The 20,083-nt window shown below is 70.8% G+C and carries 16 protein-coding genes; 1 reads left to right on the top strand and 15 read right to left on the bottom strand.

The window, feature by feature from the left end:
* The first annotated feature begins 293 nt into the window (after positions 1–293).
* On the top strand, positions 294–2,507 hold the full coding sequence (locus FB554_RS00960; RefSeq protein WP_338070544.1) for a PhoX family protein: 2,214 nt from the start codon (positions 294–296) through the stop codon (positions 2,505–2,507).
* Positions 2,508–2,799: 292 nt separating this feature from the next.
* Here FB554_RS00960 and FB554_RS00955 read toward each other — a convergent pair whose 3' ends face one another.
* From FB554_RS00955 to FB554_RS00885, 15 genes are all read right to left on the bottom strand, one after another.
* A complete protein-coding gene (locus FB554_RS00955; RefSeq protein WP_142004225.1) occupies positions 2,800–3,804 on the bottom strand; it encodes a polyprenyl synthetase family protein in 1,005 nt (334 codons plus the stop codon).
* On the bottom strand, positions 3,801–5,363 hold the full coding sequence (gene nuoN, locus FB554_RS00950; RefSeq protein ID WP_142004224.1) for an NADH-quinone oxidoreductase subunit NuoN: 1,563 nt from the start codon (positions 5,361–5,363) through the stop codon (positions 3,801–3,803). The genes FB554_RS00955 and nuoN overlap by 4 nt, the downstream gene beginning before the upstream one ends.
* A complete protein-coding gene (locus FB554_RS00945) occupies positions 5,360–6,913 on the bottom strand; it encodes an NADH-quinone oxidoreductase subunit M (protein WP_142004223.1) in 1,554 nt (517 codons plus the stop codon). The genes nuoN and FB554_RS00945 overlap by 4 nt, the downstream gene beginning before the upstream one ends.
* Entirely contained in the window at positions 6,913–8,865 is a 1,953-nt protein-coding gene (nuoL, locus tag FB554_RS00940; protein ID WP_142007349.1) for an NADH-quinone oxidoreductase subunit L, read from the bottom strand. The genes FB554_RS00945 and nuoL overlap by 1 nt, the downstream gene beginning before the upstream one ends.
* Before the next feature lie 18 nt (positions 8,866–8,883).
* On the bottom strand, positions 8,884–9,183 hold the full coding sequence (gene nuoK / locus FB554_RS00935) for an NADH-quinone oxidoreductase subunit NuoK (protein WP_142004222.1): 300 nt from the start codon (positions 9,181–9,183) through the stop codon (positions 8,884–8,886).
* Positions 9,180–10,004 (bottom strand): NADH-quinone oxidoreductase subunit J, encoded by an 825-nt coding sequence (locus FB554_RS00930; RefSeq protein WP_142004221.1) that lies wholly within the window; start codon positions 10,002–10,004, stop codon positions 9,180–9,182. Before FB554_RS00930 ends, nuoK begins: the two co-directional genes overlap by 4 nt.
* A complete protein-coding gene (nuoI, locus tag FB554_RS00925) occupies positions 10,001–10,672 on the bottom strand; it encodes an NADH-quinone oxidoreductase subunit NuoI (protein ID WP_142007348.1) in 672 nt (223 codons plus the stop codon). The genes FB554_RS00930 and nuoI overlap by 4 nt, the downstream gene beginning before the upstream one ends.
* 28 nt (positions 10,673–10,700) lie before the next feature.
* Positions 10,701–12,092, bottom strand: coding sequence for an NADH-quinone oxidoreductase subunit NuoH (gene nuoH, locus FB554_RS00920; protein ID WP_142004220.1), 1,392 nt, complete (start codon positions 12,090–12,092; stop codon positions 10,701–10,703).
* Complete coding sequence (locus FB554_RS00915) at positions 12,089–14,584, bottom strand: NADH-quinone oxidoreductase subunit G (protein WP_142004219.1); 2,496 nt, start codon at positions 14,582–14,584, stop codon at positions 12,089–12,091. Before FB554_RS00915 ends, nuoH begins: the two co-directional genes overlap by 4 nt.
* Positions 14,581–15,918, bottom strand: coding sequence for an NADH-quinone oxidoreductase subunit NuoF (gene nuoF / locus FB554_RS00910; protein WP_142004218.1), 1,338 nt, complete (start codon positions 15,916–15,918; stop codon positions 14,581–14,583). Before nuoF ends, FB554_RS00915 begins: the two co-directional genes overlap by 4 nt.
* Positions 15,915–16,805 carry an NADH-quinone oxidoreductase subunit NuoE gene (nuoE, locus tag FB554_RS00905; protein WP_142004217.1) on the bottom strand — a complete coding sequence of 297 codons (891 nt, stop codon included), beginning with the start codon at positions 16,803–16,805 and terminating at the stop codon, positions 15,915–15,917. Before nuoE ends, nuoF begins: the two co-directional genes overlap by 4 nt.
* A gap of 33 nt (positions 16,806–16,838) precedes the next feature.
* The gene (locus FB554_RS00900) at positions 16,839–18,182 is read right to left on the bottom strand and encodes an NADH-quinone oxidoreductase subunit D (protein ID WP_142004216.1); all 1,344 of its coding nucleotides are present in this window, start codon (positions 18,180–18,182) and stop codon (positions 16,839–16,841) included.
* Positions 18,182–18,874: an NADH-quinone oxidoreductase subunit C gene (locus tag FB554_RS00895; RefSeq protein WP_142007347.1), complete on the bottom strand. Its 693-nt coding sequence runs from the start codon at positions 18,872–18,874 to the stop codon at positions 18,182–18,184. Before FB554_RS00895 ends, FB554_RS00900 begins: the two co-directional genes overlap by 1 nt.
* 242 nt (positions 18,875–19,116) lie before the next feature.
* Positions 19,117–19,671, bottom strand: coding sequence for a NuoB/complex I 20 kDa subunit family protein (locus FB554_RS00890; RefSeq protein ID WP_142004215.1), 555 nt, complete (start codon positions 19,669–19,671; stop codon positions 19,117–19,119).
* 25 nt (positions 19,672–19,696) lie between these two features.
* Complete coding sequence (locus tag FB554_RS00885; protein WP_433997035.1) at positions 19,697–20,071, bottom strand: NADH-quinone oxidoreductase subunit A; 375 nt, start codon at positions 20,069–20,071, stop codon at positions 19,697–19,699.
* Between the last annotated feature and the right edge of the window lie 12 nt (positions 20,072–20,083).

Here is a 20,083-nt window from a genome sequence, read left to right as displayed (position 1 = left end):
ACGTCGGTTCGCCGGAGGCTCGTGCGCCCGCACCGGCCGTCGGCTCGCCACCCGCACGCCGGCTCGCCACCCGCACATCGACTCGCCACCCGCACGCCGGCTCGCCACCCGTACGCCGGCTTGCCACCCGCACGTCGGCTCGCCCGAGGCTCGCTCGCCCCCCACGTCGCAGGCTCGTTCTCCTCGATGTCACCAACCCTTCCCCCAGGCTTCCCTCTAACCCGAGACACCGGGCGCCCTGTCGCTCTAGCGTCCTGGGGACCCCATCAAGGACGACGAAGGACTCCGTTCACGTGACTGCCCCCACCCGCACGTTCCTGCCGCTCCTGCGCCCGTCGCACGCAGGTGGCCGAAGCCCCATGACCTGCAAGTACAAGTGTGACGACGCCTGCTCCAAGCCGGTGCCGAACACCTCCGACAACGACTACTTCGGCGACATCGTCGCCCGTGGCGCCAGCCGCCGCCGCGTGCTGCAGGCGTCCGGCGCCGTGGCCGCCATCGCCGGCCTCACCACCTTCGCCGGCGGGCAGCGCGCCGCCGCCGCACCGGCCGCCGCTCCCGCCGCGCCGGCCACCCGCAGCCGCTTCGTCTACGACTTCACCGGCACCGCCCCCGTGCCGTTCGAGACCGACAAGGTCGTCACCCCCGAGGGCTTCGTGTGGAAGCCGCTGGTCAAGTGGGGCGACCCGATCGTCAAGGGCGCGCCGGAGTTCGACTTCGACAACCAGACGGCCGCCGCGCAGGAGAAGCAGTTCGGTTACAACTGCGACTACGTCGGCCTGGTCAAGACCGGTGACGACGCGGGCGTCCTCGTGGTCAACAACGAGTACACCAACGACGAGCTGATGTTCGAGGCGTCCGAGCTGAGCGTCGAGCAGCTGAAGGTCGTCATGATGGCCCACGGCCTGTCGATCGTGGAGGTCAGCCGCAAGGGCGCCGAGTGGACCGCGCACATGGGCGCCGGCAAGAACCGCCGCATCACCGCCTCCACGCCGTTCGAGGTCGTCGGCCCGCTGCGCGGCAGCAAGCTGCTCGCGACCAAGGCCGACCCGAAGGCCCGCACCGTCCTCGGCACGATCGCCAACTGCGCCGGCGGCATGACGCCGTGGGGCACGATCCTGTCGGGCGAGGAGAACTTCAACGGCTACTTCAAGGCCGAGTCGGCCCCGGCCGGCCAGGAGGAGTCGTACGCCCGCTACGGCATCGACGGCGAGGGCCGCGGCTGGGACAAGGTCGACCCGCGCTTCGACACCGCGCAGGAGCCGAACGAGCCCAACCGGTTCGGCTACATCGTCGAGGTCGACCCGCTCGACCCCACCTCCACCCCCAAGAAGCTCACCGGCCTCGGCCGCTTCAAGCACGAGGGCGCCAACGTGACCGTGGCCCCCGACGGCCGCGTCGTCGCGGTCATGGGTGACGACGAGCGCTTCGACTACATGTACAAGTTCGTCTCGCGCAAGAAGTACGTCGCCGGCTCGCGCCAGCACAACAAGAAGCTGCTCGAGGACGGCGACCTCTACGTCGCGAAGTTCACCGGCGACGGCGCCGACGACGGCGTGAGCGACGGCACCGGCGAGTGGCTGCCGCTGGTCGTCGGCGGCAAGTCGAAGGTGCCCGGCATGAGCGTCGAGGAGGTGCTGGTCCACACCCGCATCGCCGCCGACAAGGTCGGCCCGACCAAGATGGACCGCCCCGAGGACGTCGAGGTCAACCCGGTCAACACCCGGGTGTACGCCGCGCTCACCAACAACAGCAAGCGCGTCCCGAGCCAGATCGACGAGGCCAACCCGCGGGCGAACAACAAGCACGGCCAGATCCTCGAGATCACCGCGCCCGGCAACGACCACACCAAGACCGACTTCGTCTGGAAGCTCGTGCTGATCTGTGGCGACCCGAAGGACCCGACGACCTACTTCGACGGCTACGACAAGTCGCAGGTCAGCCCGATCTCCTGCCCCGACAACGTCGCGTTCGACGGCAAGGGCAACCTGTGGATCTCGACCGACGGCAACGACCTCGGCAACGCCGACGCGTTCTTCATGATGCCGCTGGCCGGTGACAAGGCCGGTCACCTGCAGCAGTTCCACACCGTGCCGCACGGCGCCGAGTCGGCCGGGCCGCTCATCGTCGACGACATCACGGTGCTCTGCTCGGTGCAGCACCCGGGCGAGATCGAGGGCCGCACCCCGGCCAACCCGGCCTCGCTGTTCCCCTACGACGGCACCGGCCAGCCGCGCCCGTCGGTCATCCAGCTCTACGTCGAGAAGCCGACCGACGAGCCGGGCGAGCCCTCGCCGTCGCCGACCGCGACCGGCACGCAGGCGCCCTCGCCGACGGCCACGGGCACCCAGCCGACCGGCCCCACGGGCCCGCCCGTCGAGACCGGCGTCTCCCGCCAGGGCAGCAACGCCGCCACCTCGGTGGCCGCCGCAGCCGTGGGCGCCGCGGTCGTCGGTGGCGCGGCGGTCGCCGGCCGCCGGATCAACGACCCGGCCGAGCAGGACTGACCAGGTCGCGAGGACGTACCGCTCGACCACGACGTACGACGCGAGCGCCCGGGACCACCACGGTGCCGGGCGCTCGTGCGTGGGCGAGGGCGTACGTCATCGCCGGGCTCGTGCGCGCTCGCCCCGTTGCGGGACGGGGCTCGCCCGGCCGGCAGCGGATCCGCCACCCCCTCCGCATGAAACCGGGTTACGTGCGTTTGACCTCGATCGATGGGGGTCAAACGCACCTAACCCGGTTTCATGCCAGGGAACGGAGGCAGGGCGGGGACGTCGACGGAGGAAGCCCGCCCGCTCAGGCCGAGCGCTGCGCCACCGACAGCGGCAGCGCCTCGAGCGCGTCGCGGGCGTCGCCGGCGGGAAGCCGGCGGGCCAGGTCAGCGGCCTGGTCGGCCAGCCGCAGCGTGTGCGCGCGGGCCTGCTCGATCGCCGGGTGGGCGCGCAGCAGCTCCAGCGCCTCGGCGTGCAGCGTGTCGTCGGTGAGCGGCTCGGCCAGCAGCTCGCGCAGCCGGGCGTTGGCGGGCGACTCGTCGGCGCGGGCGTACAGCACGGGCAGGGTGGCGACGCCCTCGCGCAGGTCGGTGCCGGGGGTCTTGCCGGAGTCGTCGGCCTCGCTGGTGACGTCGAGGATGTCGTCGGACAGCTGGAAGACGATGCCGATGAGCTCGCCGTACGCGCGCAGCGTCTCGACCTGCTCGTCGGTGCAGCCGGAGAAGATCGCGCCGTAGCGCGCGGCCGTCGCGATCAGCACACCGGTCTTGTCGGCCAGCACCTGCAGGTAGTACGCCATCGGCTCGGTGTCGCCGGGCGCCTGCCGGTCGTCCTGGATCTGACCGGCGCACAGCCGCACGAACGTCTGCGCCTGGATGCGCACCGCCTCGGCGCCGAGCCCGGCGATGATCTCCGAGGCCCGCCCGAACAGCAGGTCGCCGACGAGGATCGCGGTGGAGTTGTCGTAGACCGCGTTGGCGCTGGCGACGCCGCGCCGCAGCGTGGCCTCGTCCATGACGTCGTCGTGGTAGAGCGAGGCCAGGTGGGTCAGCTCGACGCCGGTGGCGGCGTCGACCACCTCGGGCGAGACGCCTCCCCCGATCTCGGCGGCCAGCAGCGTCAGCATCGGCCGGAAGCGCTTGCCCCCGGCGTCGACCAGGTGCTGCGAGGCCTGCGCGACGAACGGGTCGTCGTGGTCGACGACCTCGCGCAGCCGGGCGTCGACCCGGCCGAGGCCCTCGAGCAGCCGAGCCGCGAGCTCGGGCGAGGCGCCGGGGAGGCCGGACAGGGCGGCGGGTGCCTGCGTCACCGGATGAACAACGACGAGGAGTGCGCGAGGTCGAGCAGCGGCGACGGCGCGACGCCGAGCACGACCGTGGCGAGCACGCCGATGGCGACCGACACGGCGCCCAGCGCCGACGGCACGACGGCGGCGGTGTCACCGGTCGGCTCGGAGAAGTACATCAGCACGATCACCTTGACGTAGACGAACGCCGTGACCGCCGAGGCGACCACGCCGACGACCGCGAGCCAGGTGGCCCCGCCACCGATCGCGGCGCCGAACACCGCGAACTTGGCGGTGAACCCGGCCGTGAGCGGGATGCCGGCGAAGGCCAGCAGCAGGAAGCTGAACAGCGCCGCCACGAGCGGGCTGCGCCGGCCGAGACCGGCCCACTGCGACAGGTGCGTCGCCTCGCTGCCCTGGCTGCGCACCAGCGCGATCAGCGCGAACGCCGCGATGGTGCTGAAGCCGTAGGCGACGAGGTAGAACATCACCCCGGACAGGCCGGCGCGGTCGAGCGCGATCAGCCCGACCAGGATGAACCCGGCGTGCGTGATCGAGCTGTACGCCAGCAGCCGCTTGACGTCGGTCTGCGTCACCGACAGCACGGCGCCCACGACCATCGTCAGCACCGCGACGACGGCGATGATCGGCTTCCAGTTCCAGGCCAGCCCGTCGAACCCGACGTACAGCACGCGCAGCAGTGCGCCGAAGGCCGCGAGCTTGGTGCAGGCCGCCATGAACCCGGTGACCGGGGTGGGCGAGCCCTGGTAGACGTCGGGCGTCCAGGAGTGGAACGGCACCGCGCCGATCTTGAACAGCAGGCCGACCAGCACCAGCACCAGCCCGGTGATCAGCAGCGGGTCCTGCCCGACGACCTGGTTCAGCGACGCGGCGATCTCGTTCAGGTGCACCGAGCCGGAGTAGCCGTAGATCAGCGCCGCACCGAAGAGGAAGAACGCCGAGGAGAACGCCCCGAGCAGGAAGTACTTCAGCGACGCCTCCTGCGACAGCAGGCGACGGCGCCGCGCGAGCCCGGCGAGGATGTACAGCGGGAGGGAGAGGACCTCGAGCGCCACGAACATGACCAGCAGGTCACCGGCGGCGACGAACATCATCATGCCCGCGATGGAGAACAGCGTCAGCGGGAAGACCTCGGTGCTGGTGGCGCCGAGCCGCACGGCCGCGGTCTCCTGCGGCGAGCCCGGCGTGGCCGCTCCGGCCTGGGTGAACGTGTCGGGCTGGTCGCGGTCGAGCCGCTCGGCCATCGCGAGCACGGCGGTGAAGCCGAGCGCCAGCACCGCACCCTGCAGGAACAGGCTCGGGCCGTCGATCACGATCGCGCCCGAGGCGGTCTTGGACAGGTTGTCGCGGGAGATCGTGACCACCGCGACGAACGCGGCGACCAGCGCGACGCAGGTGAGCGTCACCTGAGCGACGTAGCGGCTGGCGCGCGGCGCGAACGCATCGATCAGCACCCCGACCAGCGCGGCGCCGAACACGATGAAGATCGGCAGCAGCGCCGAATAGGCGAAGTCGCTCGGCTGGAACTCTGCGGCGGGCACGCCGATGGGCGCGGCGATCACGGGTTGCTCCCCTCAGCGACACCCTGCGTGGGTGCCGGGTCGGTGACTCCGACGTGCTGCAGCGTCGTGGTGACGGCGGGCCGCAGCAGGTCGAGCGCGGGCTTCGGGAAGAAGCCCAGGATCAGGAACAGGGCGATGAGCGGGGCGGCGACGAGCTTCTCGCGCACGTTCAGGTCGCGCACGGGCCGCCCGTCGATCTCCGGGTCGTCGGGCTTCGGCCCGGTCATCACCCGCTGGTACATCAGCAGGATGTACAGCGCCGCGAGCACGACGCCGACCACGGCGATGATCGTCGCGACCTTGTACTTGCCGAACGTGCCCACCATCACGAGGAACTCGGAGACGAAGGAGTTCAGACCCGGCAGCGCCAGACCCGACAGACCCGCGACGAAGAAGACGCCGGCGAGCACCGGGGTGACCCGCTGCCAGCCGCCGAAGTCGCTGATCCGGCTGCTGCCGCGGCGCTTGATGAGCATCCCGGCGAACAGGAACAGCGCGGCGGTGGTGAACCCGTGGTTGATCATGTACAGGTTCGAGCCGATGCCGGCGGTCGTCGTCAGCGCGAAGATGCCGAGCACGATGAAGCCGAAGTGGCTCACCGAGGTGTAGGCGATCAGGCGCATCATGTCGTCCTGGCCGATGGCCACGATCGCGCCGTAGATGATCGAGATCACCGCGAGCGTGATGACCACGGGGGTCGCCCACTGCGACGCCTCGGGGAACAGCTGCAGGCAGAACCGGATCATGCCGTAGGTGCCGACCTTGTCGAGCACGCCGACCAGCAGGGTCGCGGTCGCCGGGCGCGAGGCCGACGCGGCGTCGGGCAGCCAGGTGTGCACCGGCCACATCGGCGCCTTCACCGCGAAGGCGATGAAGAACCCGAGGAACAGCCACCGCTCCACGCCGGTGCCGAGGTCGAGCCCGGTCAGGCTCTCGACCAGGAAGCCGTCGCCACCGCGCGGGCCCTGCAGGTAGAGCCCGATGACGGCGACGAGCATGATCAGCCCGCCGGCCAGGGAGAACAGCAGGAACTTCACGGCGGCGTACTGCCGGCGCGCCCCGCCGAACATCCCGATCAGGAAGTAGACCGGGATGAGCATGGCCTCGAAGAAGACGTAGAACAGGAAGACGTCCCGCGCGGCGAAGACCCCGATCATGAAGGTCTCCAGGACCAGCATGAGCGCCATGTACGTCTGCAGCCGGCGCCCGTCGTCGGGCGCCACGTCGTCCCAGGCCGCCAGCAGGCAGATGGGGACGAGGATCAGGCTCATCAGGATCAGGGCGAGCGCGATGCCGTCGACGCCGAGGGCGTACGAGACGCCGAACTGCGGGATCCACGCGTGGGTCTCGGTCAGCTGGAACTGACCCTCGCCGCCGCCCCAGTCGAACTGGGTGGCGGCGCCGACGCCGACGAGCAGCGCGACCAGCGAGGTCGCGAGCGCGATCGGGCGCGCGAGCGCGGCCGAGCGACGCGGCAGCACCAGGATCAGGAGCGCACCGACCAGCGGGACGACCCCGAGGACGGTGAGCCAGGGGAACGAGCTAGACATCACTGCACCACCCAGACGGCACCGAGGATCGCGACGACACCGAGCAGCATCGTCAGGGCATAGGTCCGCACGAAGCCGTTCTGGACCTTCTTCAACCGGGACGAGCTACCGCCCACCATCGCGGCCAGACCGCCCGCGGCACCGTCGATCCCCTTGCTGTCGAAGTAGACCAGCGAGCGGGTCAGGTGCAGACCAGGACGGGCGAAGACCGCCTCGTTGATGTCGTCCTGGTAGAGGTCCTTGCGCGCGGCCCGGGTCGCGACCGACCCGACCGGTGGCGTGACCGGGACCTCGTCGCGCCAGTAGCGCAGGTAGGCCAGGCCGGCACCGAGCGCGACGACCAGCAGGGTGCCGCCGGTGATGACCGGGACGGGCAGCACCGGGTGCTCCTCGCCGTGGCCGCCGACGACCGGCTCGAGCCAGTCGGTGATGATCCCGGTCGGGCCGAGCGCGAGGCCCAGCAGGGCCGAGCCGACCGCCAGCACCATCATCGGGATGGTCATGGTCGCCGGGGACTCGTGCGGATGCACCGGCTTGCCGTTGAACTCCTCCAGCCAGCGGCGCTTGCCCTGGAAGATCATGAAGAACATCCGCGACATGTAGAACGCGGTGATCCCCGCACCGAGCATCGCCACGCCGCCGAAGACCCACGGCCGCCAGCCCTCGCCGATGAAGGCGGACTCGATGATCTTGTCCTTGGACCAGTAGCCGGACAGGAACGGGAAGCCGATGATCGCGAGGTAGCCCAGGCCGAAGGTCACCCAGGTGATCTTCATGACGGCGCTGAGCCCACCGAACCGGCGCATGTCGACCTGGTCGTTCATGCCGTGCATGACCGAGCCGGCGCCGAGGAACATCCCGGCCTTGAAGAAGCCGTGCGTCAGCAGGTGGAAGATCGCGAAGGCGTAGCCGACCGGGCCGAGGCCCGCGGCCAGCATCATGTAGCCGATCTGCGACATGGTCGAGGCGGCGAGCGCCTTCTTCATGTCGTCCTTGGCGCAGCCGACGATCGCCCCGTAGAGCAGCGTGATCGCACCGACGATGGTGACCGCGAGGCGCGCGTCGGGCGAGGCGTCGAAGATCGCCCCGCTGCGCACGATGAGGTAGACGCCGGCGGTCACCATGGTCGCGGCGTGGATCAGCGCCGACACGGGGGTCGGGCCGGCCATCGCGTCGCCCAGCCAGCTCTGCAGCGGGAACTGGGCGGACTTGCCGCAGGCGGCGAGCAGCAGGAAGAGCCCGATCGCGAGCAGCGCGCCCTGGCTCATCGAGCCGACGGCCTGGTTGACGCCCACGAAGTCGACGCGGCCGATGGTGGCGAACATCGTGAAGATCGCCAGCAGCATGCCGATGTCGCCGACGCGGTTGACGATGAACGCCTTGTTGGCCGCGGTGGCGTACGCCGGGTTGTAGTTCCAGAACCCGATCAGCAGGTAGGACGCGAGACCCACGCCCTCCCAGCCGACGAACAGCAGCAGGTAGCTGTCGGCCAGCACGAGCAGCAGCATCGCCGCGACGAACAGGTTGAGGTAGGCGAAGAAGCGCCGCTTGGCCGGGTCGTGCTCCATGTAGCCCAGCGAGTAGACGTGGATCAGCGAGCCCACGAACGTGATGAGCAGCACGAAGACCATCGACAGCTGGTCGATCTGCAGACCGGCCTTGAGGTTGAACGCGCCGGCCGGGATCCAGTCGTACAGCGCCAGGTGCTGGGCGCGGGCCTCGGGGTCGCGGCCCATCATCTGCAGCACGATCAGCGCGCCGACGACGAAGCTGCCCCAGGACAGGGCGGTGGCGACGAGCGGGCCGACCTTGTCCAAGGCGCGGCCGCCGAGCAGCAGCAGCGCGGCGCCGGCGAGCGGCAGCGCGACGAGGAGCCAGGCGACCGACGCGGCACCGGTGGCCGCGGCAGCCTGTTCGGTGGCGCCGGAGGCCACCAGGCCCGTGGGGGTCATGAGGGTCACACCGGCTCCTTACAGCTTCAGCAGGTTGGCGTCGTCGACCGAGGCCGACCGGCGGGCACGGAAGATCGCCATGATGATGGCCAGGCCGACCACGACCTCGGCGGCAGCGACGACCATGACGAACAGGGCGATGACCTGACCATCGAGCTCGCTGTGCATCCGGGCGAAGGTGACGAACGCCAGGTTCGCGGCGTTGAGCATCAGCTCGACGCCCATGAACACGATGATCGCGTTACGGCGCAGCAGCACCGTGGCGGCGCCGATGGCGAACAGAATCGCCGAGAGGTAGATGTAGTTGGTCACGTTCATCGGGCACCTCCCGGGGTGGTGTCGGCGACCGCGGTCTGCGTCCCGTCGGAGTCGGGGTCGGGCTGACCGGTCTCGCGGTCGGCGTCCTCGGTGGCCTCGAGGTAGCCGCCGGTCGGGGCCACCTGGCCGCGGGCGCGCAGCACGCGCGAGATCGACAGCTCCGAGGGCTGCCCGTCGGGCAGCAGGGCCGGGGTGTCGACCGCGTTGTGCCGGGCGTACACACCGGGCGCGGGCAGACCGGCGACGTTCTCGCCGGACTGGACCCGGCGGCGGGCCCAGTCGGCCTGGGTCGGCTTCGGGCGCAGTCGCTCGCGGTGCGCGAGCACCATGGCGCCGAGCGCGGCGGTGATCAGCAGCGCGCTGGTCGCCTCGAACGCCCAGACGTACGGGCCGAAGATCAGCTTGGAGACGCCGCTGACGTTGCCGTCGGCGTTGGGGTCGACCGAGGCGTTGATCGGCCGGAACTGGGTGCGCGCGATCAGCGCGAGCGACATGGCCGCGAGCGCCCCGGCGAGCAGCAGGCCGGCGACGCGCTGGCCCTTGATCGTCTCGACGAGGGAGTCGGAGGAGTCGACGCCGACGAGCATGATGACGAACAGGAACAGCATCATCACGGCGCCGGAGTAGACGAAGATCTGGATGACGCCGAGGAACTCGGCCTGCTGGGCGATGTAGAACACGCCCATCAGCACCATCGTCAGCGCCATGCCCATCGCGGCGTGGACGGCCTTGCGGGCGAACAGCAGGGTCAGCGCGCCGAACACGCTCAGCGGGCCGGCGATCCAGAAGAGCGCGGCCTCGCCGCCACCGAGCGCCATCATCGGGCGGCCCCGTCGGCACCGGCCCGGGTGGCGCCGGTGGACGCGCCGCCCACCGGCTGCGAGCCGTCCGGTCGCGCGCCCTGCGGCTGCGCGGTCTCCCGCTGCGCGCCGTCGGGCTGCTCGTCGTGCTCGTGCGTGCGCACCCACTCCTCCTGCTGCTGCGTGGCGCCGGTGACCTTGCCCTGGTAGTAGTCGCGCTCCTCCATGCCGGCGACCATCGGGTGCGGCGCCGGCAGCATGCCCGCCTGCAGCGGGGCGAGGAGCTGCTCCTTGGTGAAGATCAGGTCGGCGCGGTTGTCGTCGGCGAGCTCGTACTCGTTGGTCATCGTCAGCGCGCGCGTCGGGCACGCCTCGATGCACAGCCCGCAGAAGATGCAGCGCAGGTAGTTGATCTGGTAGACGCGGCCGTAGCGCTCGCCGGGCGAGAACCGCTGCCCGGTGGCGTCGTCGTTGTCGGCGCCCTCGACCAGGATCGCGTCGGCCGGGCAGGCCCAGGCGCACAGCTCGCAGCCGACGCACTTCTCCAGCCCGTCCGGGTGCCGGTTCAGCTGGTGACGGCCGTGGTAGCGCAGCTGGGTCGGCCGCTTCTCCTCGGGGTACTGCTCGGTCTTGACCTTGCGGAACATGGTCGAGAAGGTCACGCCGAAGCCGGCGACCTTCGCGAGCATGCCCGCGTCGTCGTTGCTCTTGGCGTTGTCAGCCACGGATCTCCTCCGTCGGGTGGTCGTCGGTGGCCCGCTGCGGACGGGCGGCGGCCAGCGCCGGGGCGGGCTCGACGAGTCGCTGCCCCGGCAGCGGGGGTACGGGGTGCCCGCCGGCGAAGGGGTCGACCTCCTCGGCGGGCCGGTCGGCCTCGCGCTCAGCCTTCTTGCGCGCCTGGCGGCTGTCCCACATCCAGGCGGCGGCGAGCACCAGCAGCGCGATGCAGGCGATCACGAACAGCGTGGCGCGGGAGTACTCCCGGCCCAGCAGGCTGACCCGGCCCTCGCCGAGGAAGCCCAGCTCGGAGGCGCGGATGAAGGCCACCATGACGACCCACACCAGGGTGGTCGGGATGAGCACCTTCCAGCCCAGCTTCATGAACTGGTCGTAGCGCACGCGCGGCAGCGAACCGCGCAGCCACACGAACAGGAACACGAAGGCCCACAGCTTGGCGGTGAACCAGAACAGGCCCCACCAGCCGCCGTTGAACATGCCGTCACCGATGGCGGCGATGCCGGGGGGCGCCTGCCAGCCGCCGAGGAACAGCGTGGTGGCCAGGGCCGAGACGGTGAACATGTTGACGTACTCGCCGAGGAAGAACATCGCGAACTTCAGCGAGGAGTACTCGGTGTGGAAGCCACCGGTGAGCTCGCCCTCGCCCTCGGCCAGGTCGAACGGGAGCCGGTTGGTCTCGCCGACCATCGTGATGACGTAGACGACGAAGGAGAAGAAGGCCGGGATGATGAACCACAGCCCCTTCTGCGCCGTCACGATCTGGCTGGTCGACATCGAGCCGGCGTAGAGGAAGACCGCCACGAGCGCGAGACCCATCGCGATCTCGTACGAGATCACCTGGGCGCTCGAGCGCAGTCCACCGAGCAGCGGGTAGGTCGAGCCGGAGCTCCAGCCCGCGAGGACGATGCCGTAGGCACCCACACCGGCGACCGCGAGCACCAGCAGCGCCGCGATCGGGGTGTCGGTGAGCTGCAGCGGGGTGAAGTGACCGAACATCCACACGCCGTTGCTGAGCGGGATGATCGCGAACGACACGAACGCCATCGCGCCGGCGAGCGCGGGCGCCAGCCAGAACATGATCTTGTCGGCGTTGCGCGGGACGACGTCTTCCTTCAGCGCCAGCTTCACACCGTCGGCCAGGGTCTGCAGCAGACCGAACTTGCCGGTGCGGTTGGGGCCGGGGCGCTGCTGCATGCGGCCGATGACGCGCCGCTCGAACCAGATGACCAGCAGCGTGCTGAGCAGCAGGTAGACGAACAGCAGCACCGCCTTGACCAGCGACAGCCACCAGGGGGTGTCGCTGAAGTCGGCCGACGGGTTGTCGGTGACGGCGGCGGGGACCGCCTGCGCGGCCGTGGCGAGCAGGCTCATGCGACACCGTCCTTGGTGGTCTGCTGCGGGAGCGCCTCACCCGGGGTGAGCCGCACGAGGTCGCCGCCGACCGCACCGAGGGTCGCCCGCACGGTCGAGCCGGGCGAGTTGGTGGGCAGCCAGACGACGTGGTCGGGCATCGCCGTGATGCGGGCGGGCAGGGTGATGGTGCCGCGCTTGGTCGACACGTTCAGCGGCTGGCCCTCGACCACGCCGACGCCCTGGGCGGTGGCCGCCGAGAGGCGCACGACCGGCCGGTGGGCGGTGCCGGCGAGGAACGGCTCGTTCTGCTGCATCAGGCCGAGGTCGAGCAGCTGGCTCCACGTCGCGAGGACGGCCTCGCCGACGAGCGGCCGCGGCACTCCCCCGCGGCGCACGCGCGGCGCCGGGGCGCCGGTGCTGCCGATCGTGCCCAGCTCGTCGAGCTCGGCGCGGGTCTGGTCCAGCGAACGGGTGCCGAGGAACTCCCCCAGCTCGGCCGCGAGCAGGTCGAGCACCCGGAAGTCGGCCATCGCGACCGACTCCAGCGACTGCTCGAACGGGCGCGGGCGGCCCTCCCAGTCGAAGAACGTGCCGGCCTTCTCCTGGTGCGGCGCGACGGGGAGCACGACGTCGGCGTACGACGCCGCGGCCTCCTCGCGGATCTCCAGGGAGACGACGAACGCCTTCTCCAGCGCGCGGCGCGCGAGCTGCGGGTCGGGCAGGTCGTCGGGGTCGACCCCGCCGACGACGAGACCGGCCAGCTGCCCCGAGGCGGCGGCCTCGAGGATGGCGGTCAGGTCGCGGCCCTCGGTGTCGGGCAGGTCGGTGGCGCCCCAGATCGTCGCGACCTGGTCGCGCGCGGCCGCGTCGGTGACCAGCCGGCCGCCGGGCAGCAGGTTGGGCAGCGCGCCGACCTCGACGCCGCCGCGCTCACCGGCGCGGCGCGGGACCCACGCGACGCGGGCGCCCTTGGCCTTGGCGAGCTCGAGCACCGCCGAGAAGCCGCCGGCCACCGTGGCCAGCCGCTCCCCCACGAGGATCAGCGAGTCGGCGCCGAGGTCCTGCACGGTCGCGGCCACGTCGTCACCGAGGTCGGCCGCGCCCGAGGCGAGGGCGTCGAGCACCTCGGCCTCGGTGCCGGGGGCCGTCGGCACCAGGGTGCCGCCGACCTTCTCCAGGCCGCGGGTGGCGTACGGCGCGAGCGAGACGACCTTGGTCTTGTTCTTGCGGAACGCGCGACGCAGCCGCAGGAACAGGATCGGCGACTCCTCCTCGGGCTCCAGCCCGACGAGCAGCACCGACGGGGCGTGCTCGACGTCGGTGTAGGTCACCGCGCCGGTGTCGGGGCCGGTGCCGACGACGGCGTGCGCGAGGAACGCCGCCTCCTCGGCCGAGTGCGGGCGCGCCCGCAGGTCGATGTCGTTGGTGCCGAGCACCATGCGCGCGAACTTGCTGTAGGCGTAGGCGTCCTCGGCGCTGACCCGGCCACCGGGCAGCACGCCGACGCCACCGGCGTCGCGCGCGATCTGCAGGCCGGCCGCGGCCGCCGCGATCGCCTCGGGCCACGCCGCGACCTGCAGCGCACCCGACGCGTCACGCACCAGCGGCGTCTCGAGGCGGTTGCGGGCCGTGGCGTAGGTGAACGCCCAGCGGCCCTTGTCGCAGTTCCACTCCTCGTTGACCTCGGGGTTCTCCAGCGCCATGCGACGCAGCACCACGCCGCGGCGGTGGTCGACGCGCAGCGAGCAACCGCTGGCGCAGTGCTCGCACACGCTCGGGGTCGACATCAGGTCGAACGGGCGGGAGCGGAACCGGTACGCCGCGCTGGTCAGCGCGCCGACCGGGCAGATCTGGATCGTGTTGCCGGAGAAGTAGGACTCGAACGGCTTCTCCTCGTAGATGCCGACCTGCTGCAGCGCACCGCGCTCGATGAGCGCGATGAACGGGTCACCGGCGATCTGGTCGGAGAAGCGGGTGCACCGCGCGCACAGCACGCAGCGCTCGCGGTCGAGCAGCACCTGGCTGGAGATGCTGATCGGCTTGGGGAAGGTGCGCTTGATGTCCTCGAACCGGGTGCGGGGCCGGCCGTTGCTCATCGCCTGGTTCTGCAGGGGGCACTCGCCGCCCTTGTCGCACACCGGGCAGTCGAGCGGGTGGTTGACCAGCAGCAGCTCCATGACGCCCTGCTGGGCCTTGTCGGCCACCGGCGAGGACTGCTGGGTCTTGACCTCCATGCCCTCGCTGACCTCGAGGGTGCACGAGGCCTGCGGCTTGGGCATCGGCTTCATCGCGCCGTCGGGGGCCTTGGTCGACACCTCGACGAGGCACTGCCGGCACGCGCCGATCGGGTCGAGCAGCGGGTGGTCGCAGAACCGCGGGATCTGGATGCCGATCTGCTCGGCGGCCCGGATGACCAGGGTGCCCTTGGGCACGCTGACGGCGACCCCGTCGACCGTGAGGGTCACGAGGTCGGTCGCCTGCTCCTTGGGGGCGGGGGCGGTGGTGGTCATGCGCTGACGTTCTCCTTCGCCGGTGCGGCCGTCGGGAACAGCACCGAGCGCTCCGGCGGGAACAGCTCCCACCAGGGCGTGGTCATACCGGCCTCGAACTCGTCGCGGAAGTACTGCACGGCCGAGGTGACGGGCGAGGTCGCGCCGTCGCCCAGCGCGCAGAAGCTGCGACCGAGGATGTTGTCACAGACGTCGACGAGCTTGTCGATGTCGTCCTGGGTGCCCTGGCCGTGCTCGAGGCGGGTCAGGATCTGCTTGAGCCAGAAGGTGCCCTCGCGGCACGGGGTGCACTTGCCGCAGGACTCGTGGGCGTAGAAGTCGATCCAGCGCGACACCGCGCGCACGACCGACACCGTCTCGTCGAAGATCTGCAGCGCGCGGGTGCCGAGCATCGACCCGGCCGCGGCGACCGACTCGAAGTCCAGCGGCACGTCCCAGTGCTCGTCGGTGAAGATCGGCGTCGAGCTGCCGCCCGGCGTCCAGAACTTCAGCCGGTGGCCCTTGCGGATGCCGCCGGCCAGGTCCACCAGCTCGCGCAGCGTGATGCCGAGCGGGGCTTCGTACTGCCCCGGGCGCTCGACGTGGCCGGACAGGCTGAAGATGCCGAAGCCCTTGGACTTCTCGGTGCCCATGCCGCCGAACCAGTCGGCGCCGTGCAGCACGATCGGCGGGATCGACGCGATGCTCTCCACGTTGTTGACCACGGTGGGGCGGGCGTACAGGCCGGCCACCGCGGGGAACGGCGGCTTCAGGCGCGGCTGGCCGCGACGGCCCTCGAGGCTGTCCAGCAGCGCGGTCTCCTCGCCGCAGATGTAGGCGCCGGCGCCGGCGTGGACGGTGATGTCCAGGTCGAAGCCGCTGCCGTGGATGTTCGTGCCGAGGTGACCGGCGGCGTACGCCTCCTCGACCGCGCGCAGCAGGCGGCGGTAGACGTGGGCGACCTCGCCGCGCACGTAGATGAAGGCGTGGTTGCAGCCGATGGCGTAGGAGGTGATCGCCACGCCCTCGATGAGGAACTGCGGCGCCGCCATCATCAGCGGGATGTCCTTGCAGGTGCCCGGCTCGGACTCGTCGGCGTTGACCACGAGGTAGCGCGGCCCGCCGTCCGGCGGCGGCAGGAAGCCCCACTTCATGCCGGTCGGGAAGCCGGCGCCGCCGCGACCGCGGAGGCCGGAGTCCTTGGACATCTGCACGAGGTCCTCGGGCGTCATGGCCAGGGCCTTGCTCAGCGCCTGGTAGCCCTCGTGGCGTTCGTACGTCGCGAGGGTCCAGGACTGCGGGTCGTCCCAGAACTTGGTGAGGATCGGAGTGAGCTTCTCGGCGGCACTGCTCATGACTGCTCGTCCTCCTTCGCGGGCGTGTGCGACTGCGGCTGCGGGTCGGCGTCCGGAGCGTTGGCGGGGGTGTCGGTGGAGCCGGTGACGGGCGGCGTCGCGGGCGTGGCGGCGTCGTCGGCGGCGACCGAGCGCTCGGTGTCGCCCTGGCTCGCCTCGGCCGCGCTGGCGTCGGAGCTGGTGTCGACGCCGGCCTCCTTGGCCAGGCGCAACCCTTCGAGCGAGGCGGCTCCGGCGCCCACGCCCTCGTCGGCGAGGCCGTCGGGGAAGCCGGCGAGCACCCGCGAGACCTGCTTGAAGGTGCAGACCTTGCCGGGGCCGCGGGTCGGACGCACGTCGCGCCCGGCGCGCAGGTCGTCGACCAGGCGCACCGTCGACTCGGGGGTCTGGTTGTCGAAGAACTCCCAGTTGGCCATGACCACCGGGGCGAAGTCGCACGCGGCGTTGCACTCGATGCGCTCGAGGGTGATCTTGCCGTCGGGGGTCGTCTCGTCGTGCTCGACGCCGAGGTGCTCCGAGACCGTCTCCCAGATGAGGTCGCCGCCCATCACCGCGCACAGCGTGTTGGTGCACACGCCGACGGTGTAGTCGCCGTTGGGGTGGCGCTTGTACTGGGTGTAGAACGTCGCGACGCCCGAGACCTCCGCCTCGGACAGGTCCAGCTGCTCGGCGCAGAACCGCACGCCGCGGCCGGTGACGAAGCCGTCGACGCTCTGGATCAGGTGCAGCAGCGGCAGCAGCGCCGACCGCTTCTGCGGGTAGCGGGCGATGACCTCGGCCGCGTCCTCGCGCAGGTCGGCCAGGGTCTGCTCGTCGTACGGCTCGTCGCTGGCCTGCAGCGGCGTCAGCTGGTGCAGCGGGTCGCTGTGCGCGTCGATATCAGTCATGACACGGGCCTTCCTGGCGCAGTCCGTCGTGGCTCAACGGTCGACACCACCCATCACGGGGTCGATCGAGGCCACGGCCACGATGACGTCGGCGACCGCGCCGCCCTCGGACATCGCCGCCGTGCCCTGCAGGTTGTTGAAGCTGGGATCGCGGAAGTGCGCGCGGTAGGGGCGCGTGCCGCCGTCGGACACCACGTGGCACCCGATCTCGCCCTTGGGGCTCTCGATCCCGACGTACGCCTGCCCCGGCGGGACGCGGAACCCCTCGGTCACCAGCTTGAAGTGGTGGATGAGCGACTCCATCGACTCACCCATGATCTCGCGGATGTGGTCGAGGCTGTTGCCCTGACCGTCGCTGCCGACCGACAGCTGGGCCGGCCAGGCGATCTTCTTGTCGGCCACCATGACCGGGCCGGGGTTCGCCTCGAGCCGCTCCAGCGCCTGCTCCACGATGCGCAGCGACTGGTGCATCTCCTCGACGCGCACCCGCAGCCGGCCGTAGGCGTCGCAGGTGTCCCAGGTGGCGACCTCGAAGTCGTACGTCTCGTAGCCGCAGTACGGGTCGGCCTTGCGCAGGTCGTACGGCAGGCCGGTCGAGCGCAGGATCGGGCCTGTCATGCCGAGCGCCATGCACCCGGCGAGGTCGAGGTAGCCGACGTCGACGGTGCGGCCCTTGAGGATCGGGTTCTCCAGCAGCAGCGACTCCAGCTCGCCGATGCCGCGGCGCAGCTCCGGGATGGTCTCGCGGACCTTGTCGATCGTGCCGGGCGGGAGGTCCTGGGCGACGCCGCCGGGGCGGATGTAGGCGTTGTTCATGCGCAGCCCGGTGACCATCTCGAAGATGGACAGGATGCGCTCGCGCTCGCGGAAGCCGATCGTCATGACCGTGGTCGCGCCCAGCTCCATGCCGCCGGTCGCCAGCGCCACCAGGTGGGAGGTGATCCGGTTGAGCTCCATCATGAGCACCCGGATCGTCTGCGCCCGCTCGGGCACCTGGTCGGTGATGTCGAGCAGCTTCTCGACCGCCATGCAGTAGGCCGCCTCGTTGAACAGCGGCATGACGTAGTCCATCCGGGTGCAGAACGTGACGCCCTGCACCCAGGTGCGGAACTCCATGTTCTTCTCGATGCCGGTGTGCAGGTAGCCGATGCCGGCGCGCGCCTCGGTGACGGTCTCGCCGTCGAGCTCGAGGATGAGCCGGAGCACGCCGTGGGTCGACGGGTGCTGCGGGCCCATGTTGACGACGATCCGCTCCTCGTGGAGGGCGGACGCCTCGTCGGCGATGTCGTCCCAGTCGCCGCCGAAGGCGTTGAGGACGGGGGCGTCCTGCTCGTCGCCGTAGACGTCGTTCGGCTGCTCGTGCTGGGTGGTGCTCATCAGCTGTACGACCTCCGCTGGTCGGGTGGCGGGACGGTGGCGCCCTTGTACTCCACGGGGATGCCGCCGAGCGGGTAGTCCTTGCGCTGCGGGTGGCCCGGCCAGTCGTCGGGCATGAGGATCCGGGTCAGCGCCGGGTGCCCGTCGAACTGGATGCCGAACATGTCCCAGGTCTCGCGCTCGTGCCAGTCGGCCGAGGGGTAGACCTCCACGATCGAGGGGATGTGCGGGTCGTCGTCGGGGCAGGTCACCTCGACGCGGATCCGCTTGCTGCCGTGGGTGATCGACAGGAAGTGGTAGACCGCGTGCAGCTCGCGACGCGACTCCTGCGGGTAGTGCACGCCGGAGACGCCGGTGCACATCTCGAAGCGCAGGGCCGGGTCGTCGCGCAGCGCGCGGGCGACGGGCACGAGCAGCTCGCGACGGACGTACAGCGTCATCTCGCCGTGGTCGATGACGACCCGCTCGACGGCGTCGCCGAAGCCGGTGCCGACGGCGGGCAGCGCCGCCTCGAGGCCGTCGGCGAGCTGGTCGAACCAGCCGCCGTACGGGCGCGGGGTCGCCCCCGGGAAGATGATCGGCCGCTCGAGGCCGCCGTAACCGCTGGTGTCGTTGCCGAGCGAGGAGCCGAACATGCCCTTGCGGCGGGCGATCTCGACCGGCTCGGGCTGGCGCTGCTCGGACGGCAGCACCGCGCCCTCCTGGGCGGCCTCGGTGAGCGGCTTGGGGTCGGTCGGCGGCTCGGTGACCGGACCGGTGGTCGGCGGGCCGAGCGTGGGCTTGTCGCCGGTCTTGTCGGCGGCGTTGCGCTTGTCGGCGTTGCTCTTGTCCGCGTTGTTGCTGTCGGCGGGCTTGTCGGCCGTGTTGTTGCCGGCGTTGGCGTCGACGGGCTGGTCGGCCGGGTTCTTGTCGGGCTTGGCGCCGTTGTCGTCGGTCACGCGAGCAGCCCCTTCATCTGGTGGGTCGGGGTCGCGCTCAGCGCGGCGGCCTCGGCAGCGCGGGCCGCCTCGACCCGGTTCGCGCCGAGCGGCGTGCTCTGGATGTGCTTGTGCAGCTCCAGGATCGCGTTGAGCAGCATCTGCGGCCGCGGCGGGCAGCCGGGCAGATAGATGTCGACCGGGATGACGTGGTCGACGCCCTGCACGATGGCGTAGTTGTTGAACATGCCGCCGGAGCTGGCGCACACGCCCATCGAGATGACCCACTTCGGCTCGGGCATCTGGTCGTAGACCTGGCGCACGACCGGGGCCATCTTCTGGCTCACCCGGCCGGCGACGATCATCAGGTCGGCCTGGCGCGGGGTGGCGCTGAAGCGCTCCATCCCGAACCGGGCGATGTCGTAGTCCGGCGTGCCGACGGCCATCATCTCGATCGCGCAGCAGGCCAGGCCGAACGTCGCCGGCCAGACCGAGCTCTTGCGCATGTAGCCCGCGACCTGCTCGACCGTCGTCAGCAGGAAGCCGGCGGGAAGCTTCTCTTCGATACCCATGTCTCGCTCCTTCTCCCTGGGGGGACTAGTCCCACTCCAGGCCGCCGCGCCGCCAGACGTAGGCGTAGGCGACGAACACGGTCGTGATGAACAGCACCATCTCGATCAGCGCGAACAGCCCCAGCTGGTCGAACGCGACCGCGAACGGGTAGAGGAACACGCTCTCGATGTCGAAGATGATGAACAGCATCGCCGTCAGGTAGTACTTGATCGGCACGCGCCCGCCACCCTCGGCGTGGGGGCTCGGCTGGATGCCGCACTCGTACGCCTCGACCTTGGCGCGGTTGTAGCGCTTGGGGCCGGCGAGCGCCCCGGCGACGACCGAGAAGACCGCGAAGAACGCACCGATCCCCGCGAAGAACAGCAGCGGGAGGTAGGAGTAGTTGGTCAGCCCATTCACGCTGCTGGCTCC

The organism is Barrientosiimonas humi (genome assembly GCF_006716095.1).
Taxonomy (GTDB): Bacteria; Actinomycetota; Actinomycetes; order Actinomycetales; family Dermatophilaceae; genus Barrientosiimonas; species Barrientosiimonas humi.
This window is presented reverse-complemented; position numbering and strand designations above follow the sequence as displayed.

Excerpts from the sequence above, each read along its gene's own strand:
- FB554_RS00945 (WP_142004223.1), bottom strand. The coding sequence starts at position 6,913 with ATGTCTAGCTCGTTCCCCTGGCTCACCGTCCTCGGGGTCGTCCCGCTG.
- nuoL (WP_142007349.1), bottom strand. The coding sequence starts at position 8,865 with ATGACCCCCACGGGCCTGGTGGCCTCCGGCGCCACCGAACAGGCTGCC.
- nuoK (WP_142004222.1), bottom strand. The coding sequence starts at position 9,183 with ATGAACGTGACCAACTACATCTACCTCTCGGCGATTCTGTTCGCCATC.
- FB554_RS00930 (WP_142004221.1), bottom strand. The coding sequence starts at position 10,004 with ATGATGGCGCTCGGTGGCGGCGAGGCCGCGCTCTTCTGGATCGCCGGC.
- nuoI (WP_142007348.1), bottom strand. The coding sequence starts at position 10,672 with ATGCTCGCGAAGGTCGCCGGCTTCGGCGTGACCTTCTCGACCATGTTC.
- nuoH (WP_142004220.1), bottom strand. The coding sequence starts at position 12,092 with ATGAGCCTGCTCGCCACGGCCGCGCAGGCGGTCCCCGCCGCCGTCACC.
- FB554_RS00915 (WP_142004219.1), bottom strand. The coding sequence starts at position 14,584 with ATGACCACCACCGCCCCCGCCCCCAAGGAGCAGGCGACCGACCTCGTG.
- nuoF (WP_142004218.1), bottom strand. The coding sequence starts at position 15,918 with ATGAGCAGTGCCGCCGAGAAGCTCACTCCGATCCTCACCAAGTTCTGG.
- nuoE (WP_142004217.1), bottom strand. The coding sequence starts at position 16,805 with ATGACTGATATCGACGCGCACAGCGACCCGCTGCACCAGCTGACGCCG.
- FB554_RS00900 (WP_142004216.1), bottom strand. The coding sequence starts at position 18,182 with ATGAGCACCACCCAGCACGAGCAGCCGAACGACGTCTACGGCGACGAG.
- FB554_RS00890 (WP_142004215.1), bottom strand. The coding sequence starts at position 19,671 with ATGGGTATCGAAGAGAAGCTTCCCGCCGGCTTCCTGCTGACGACGGTC.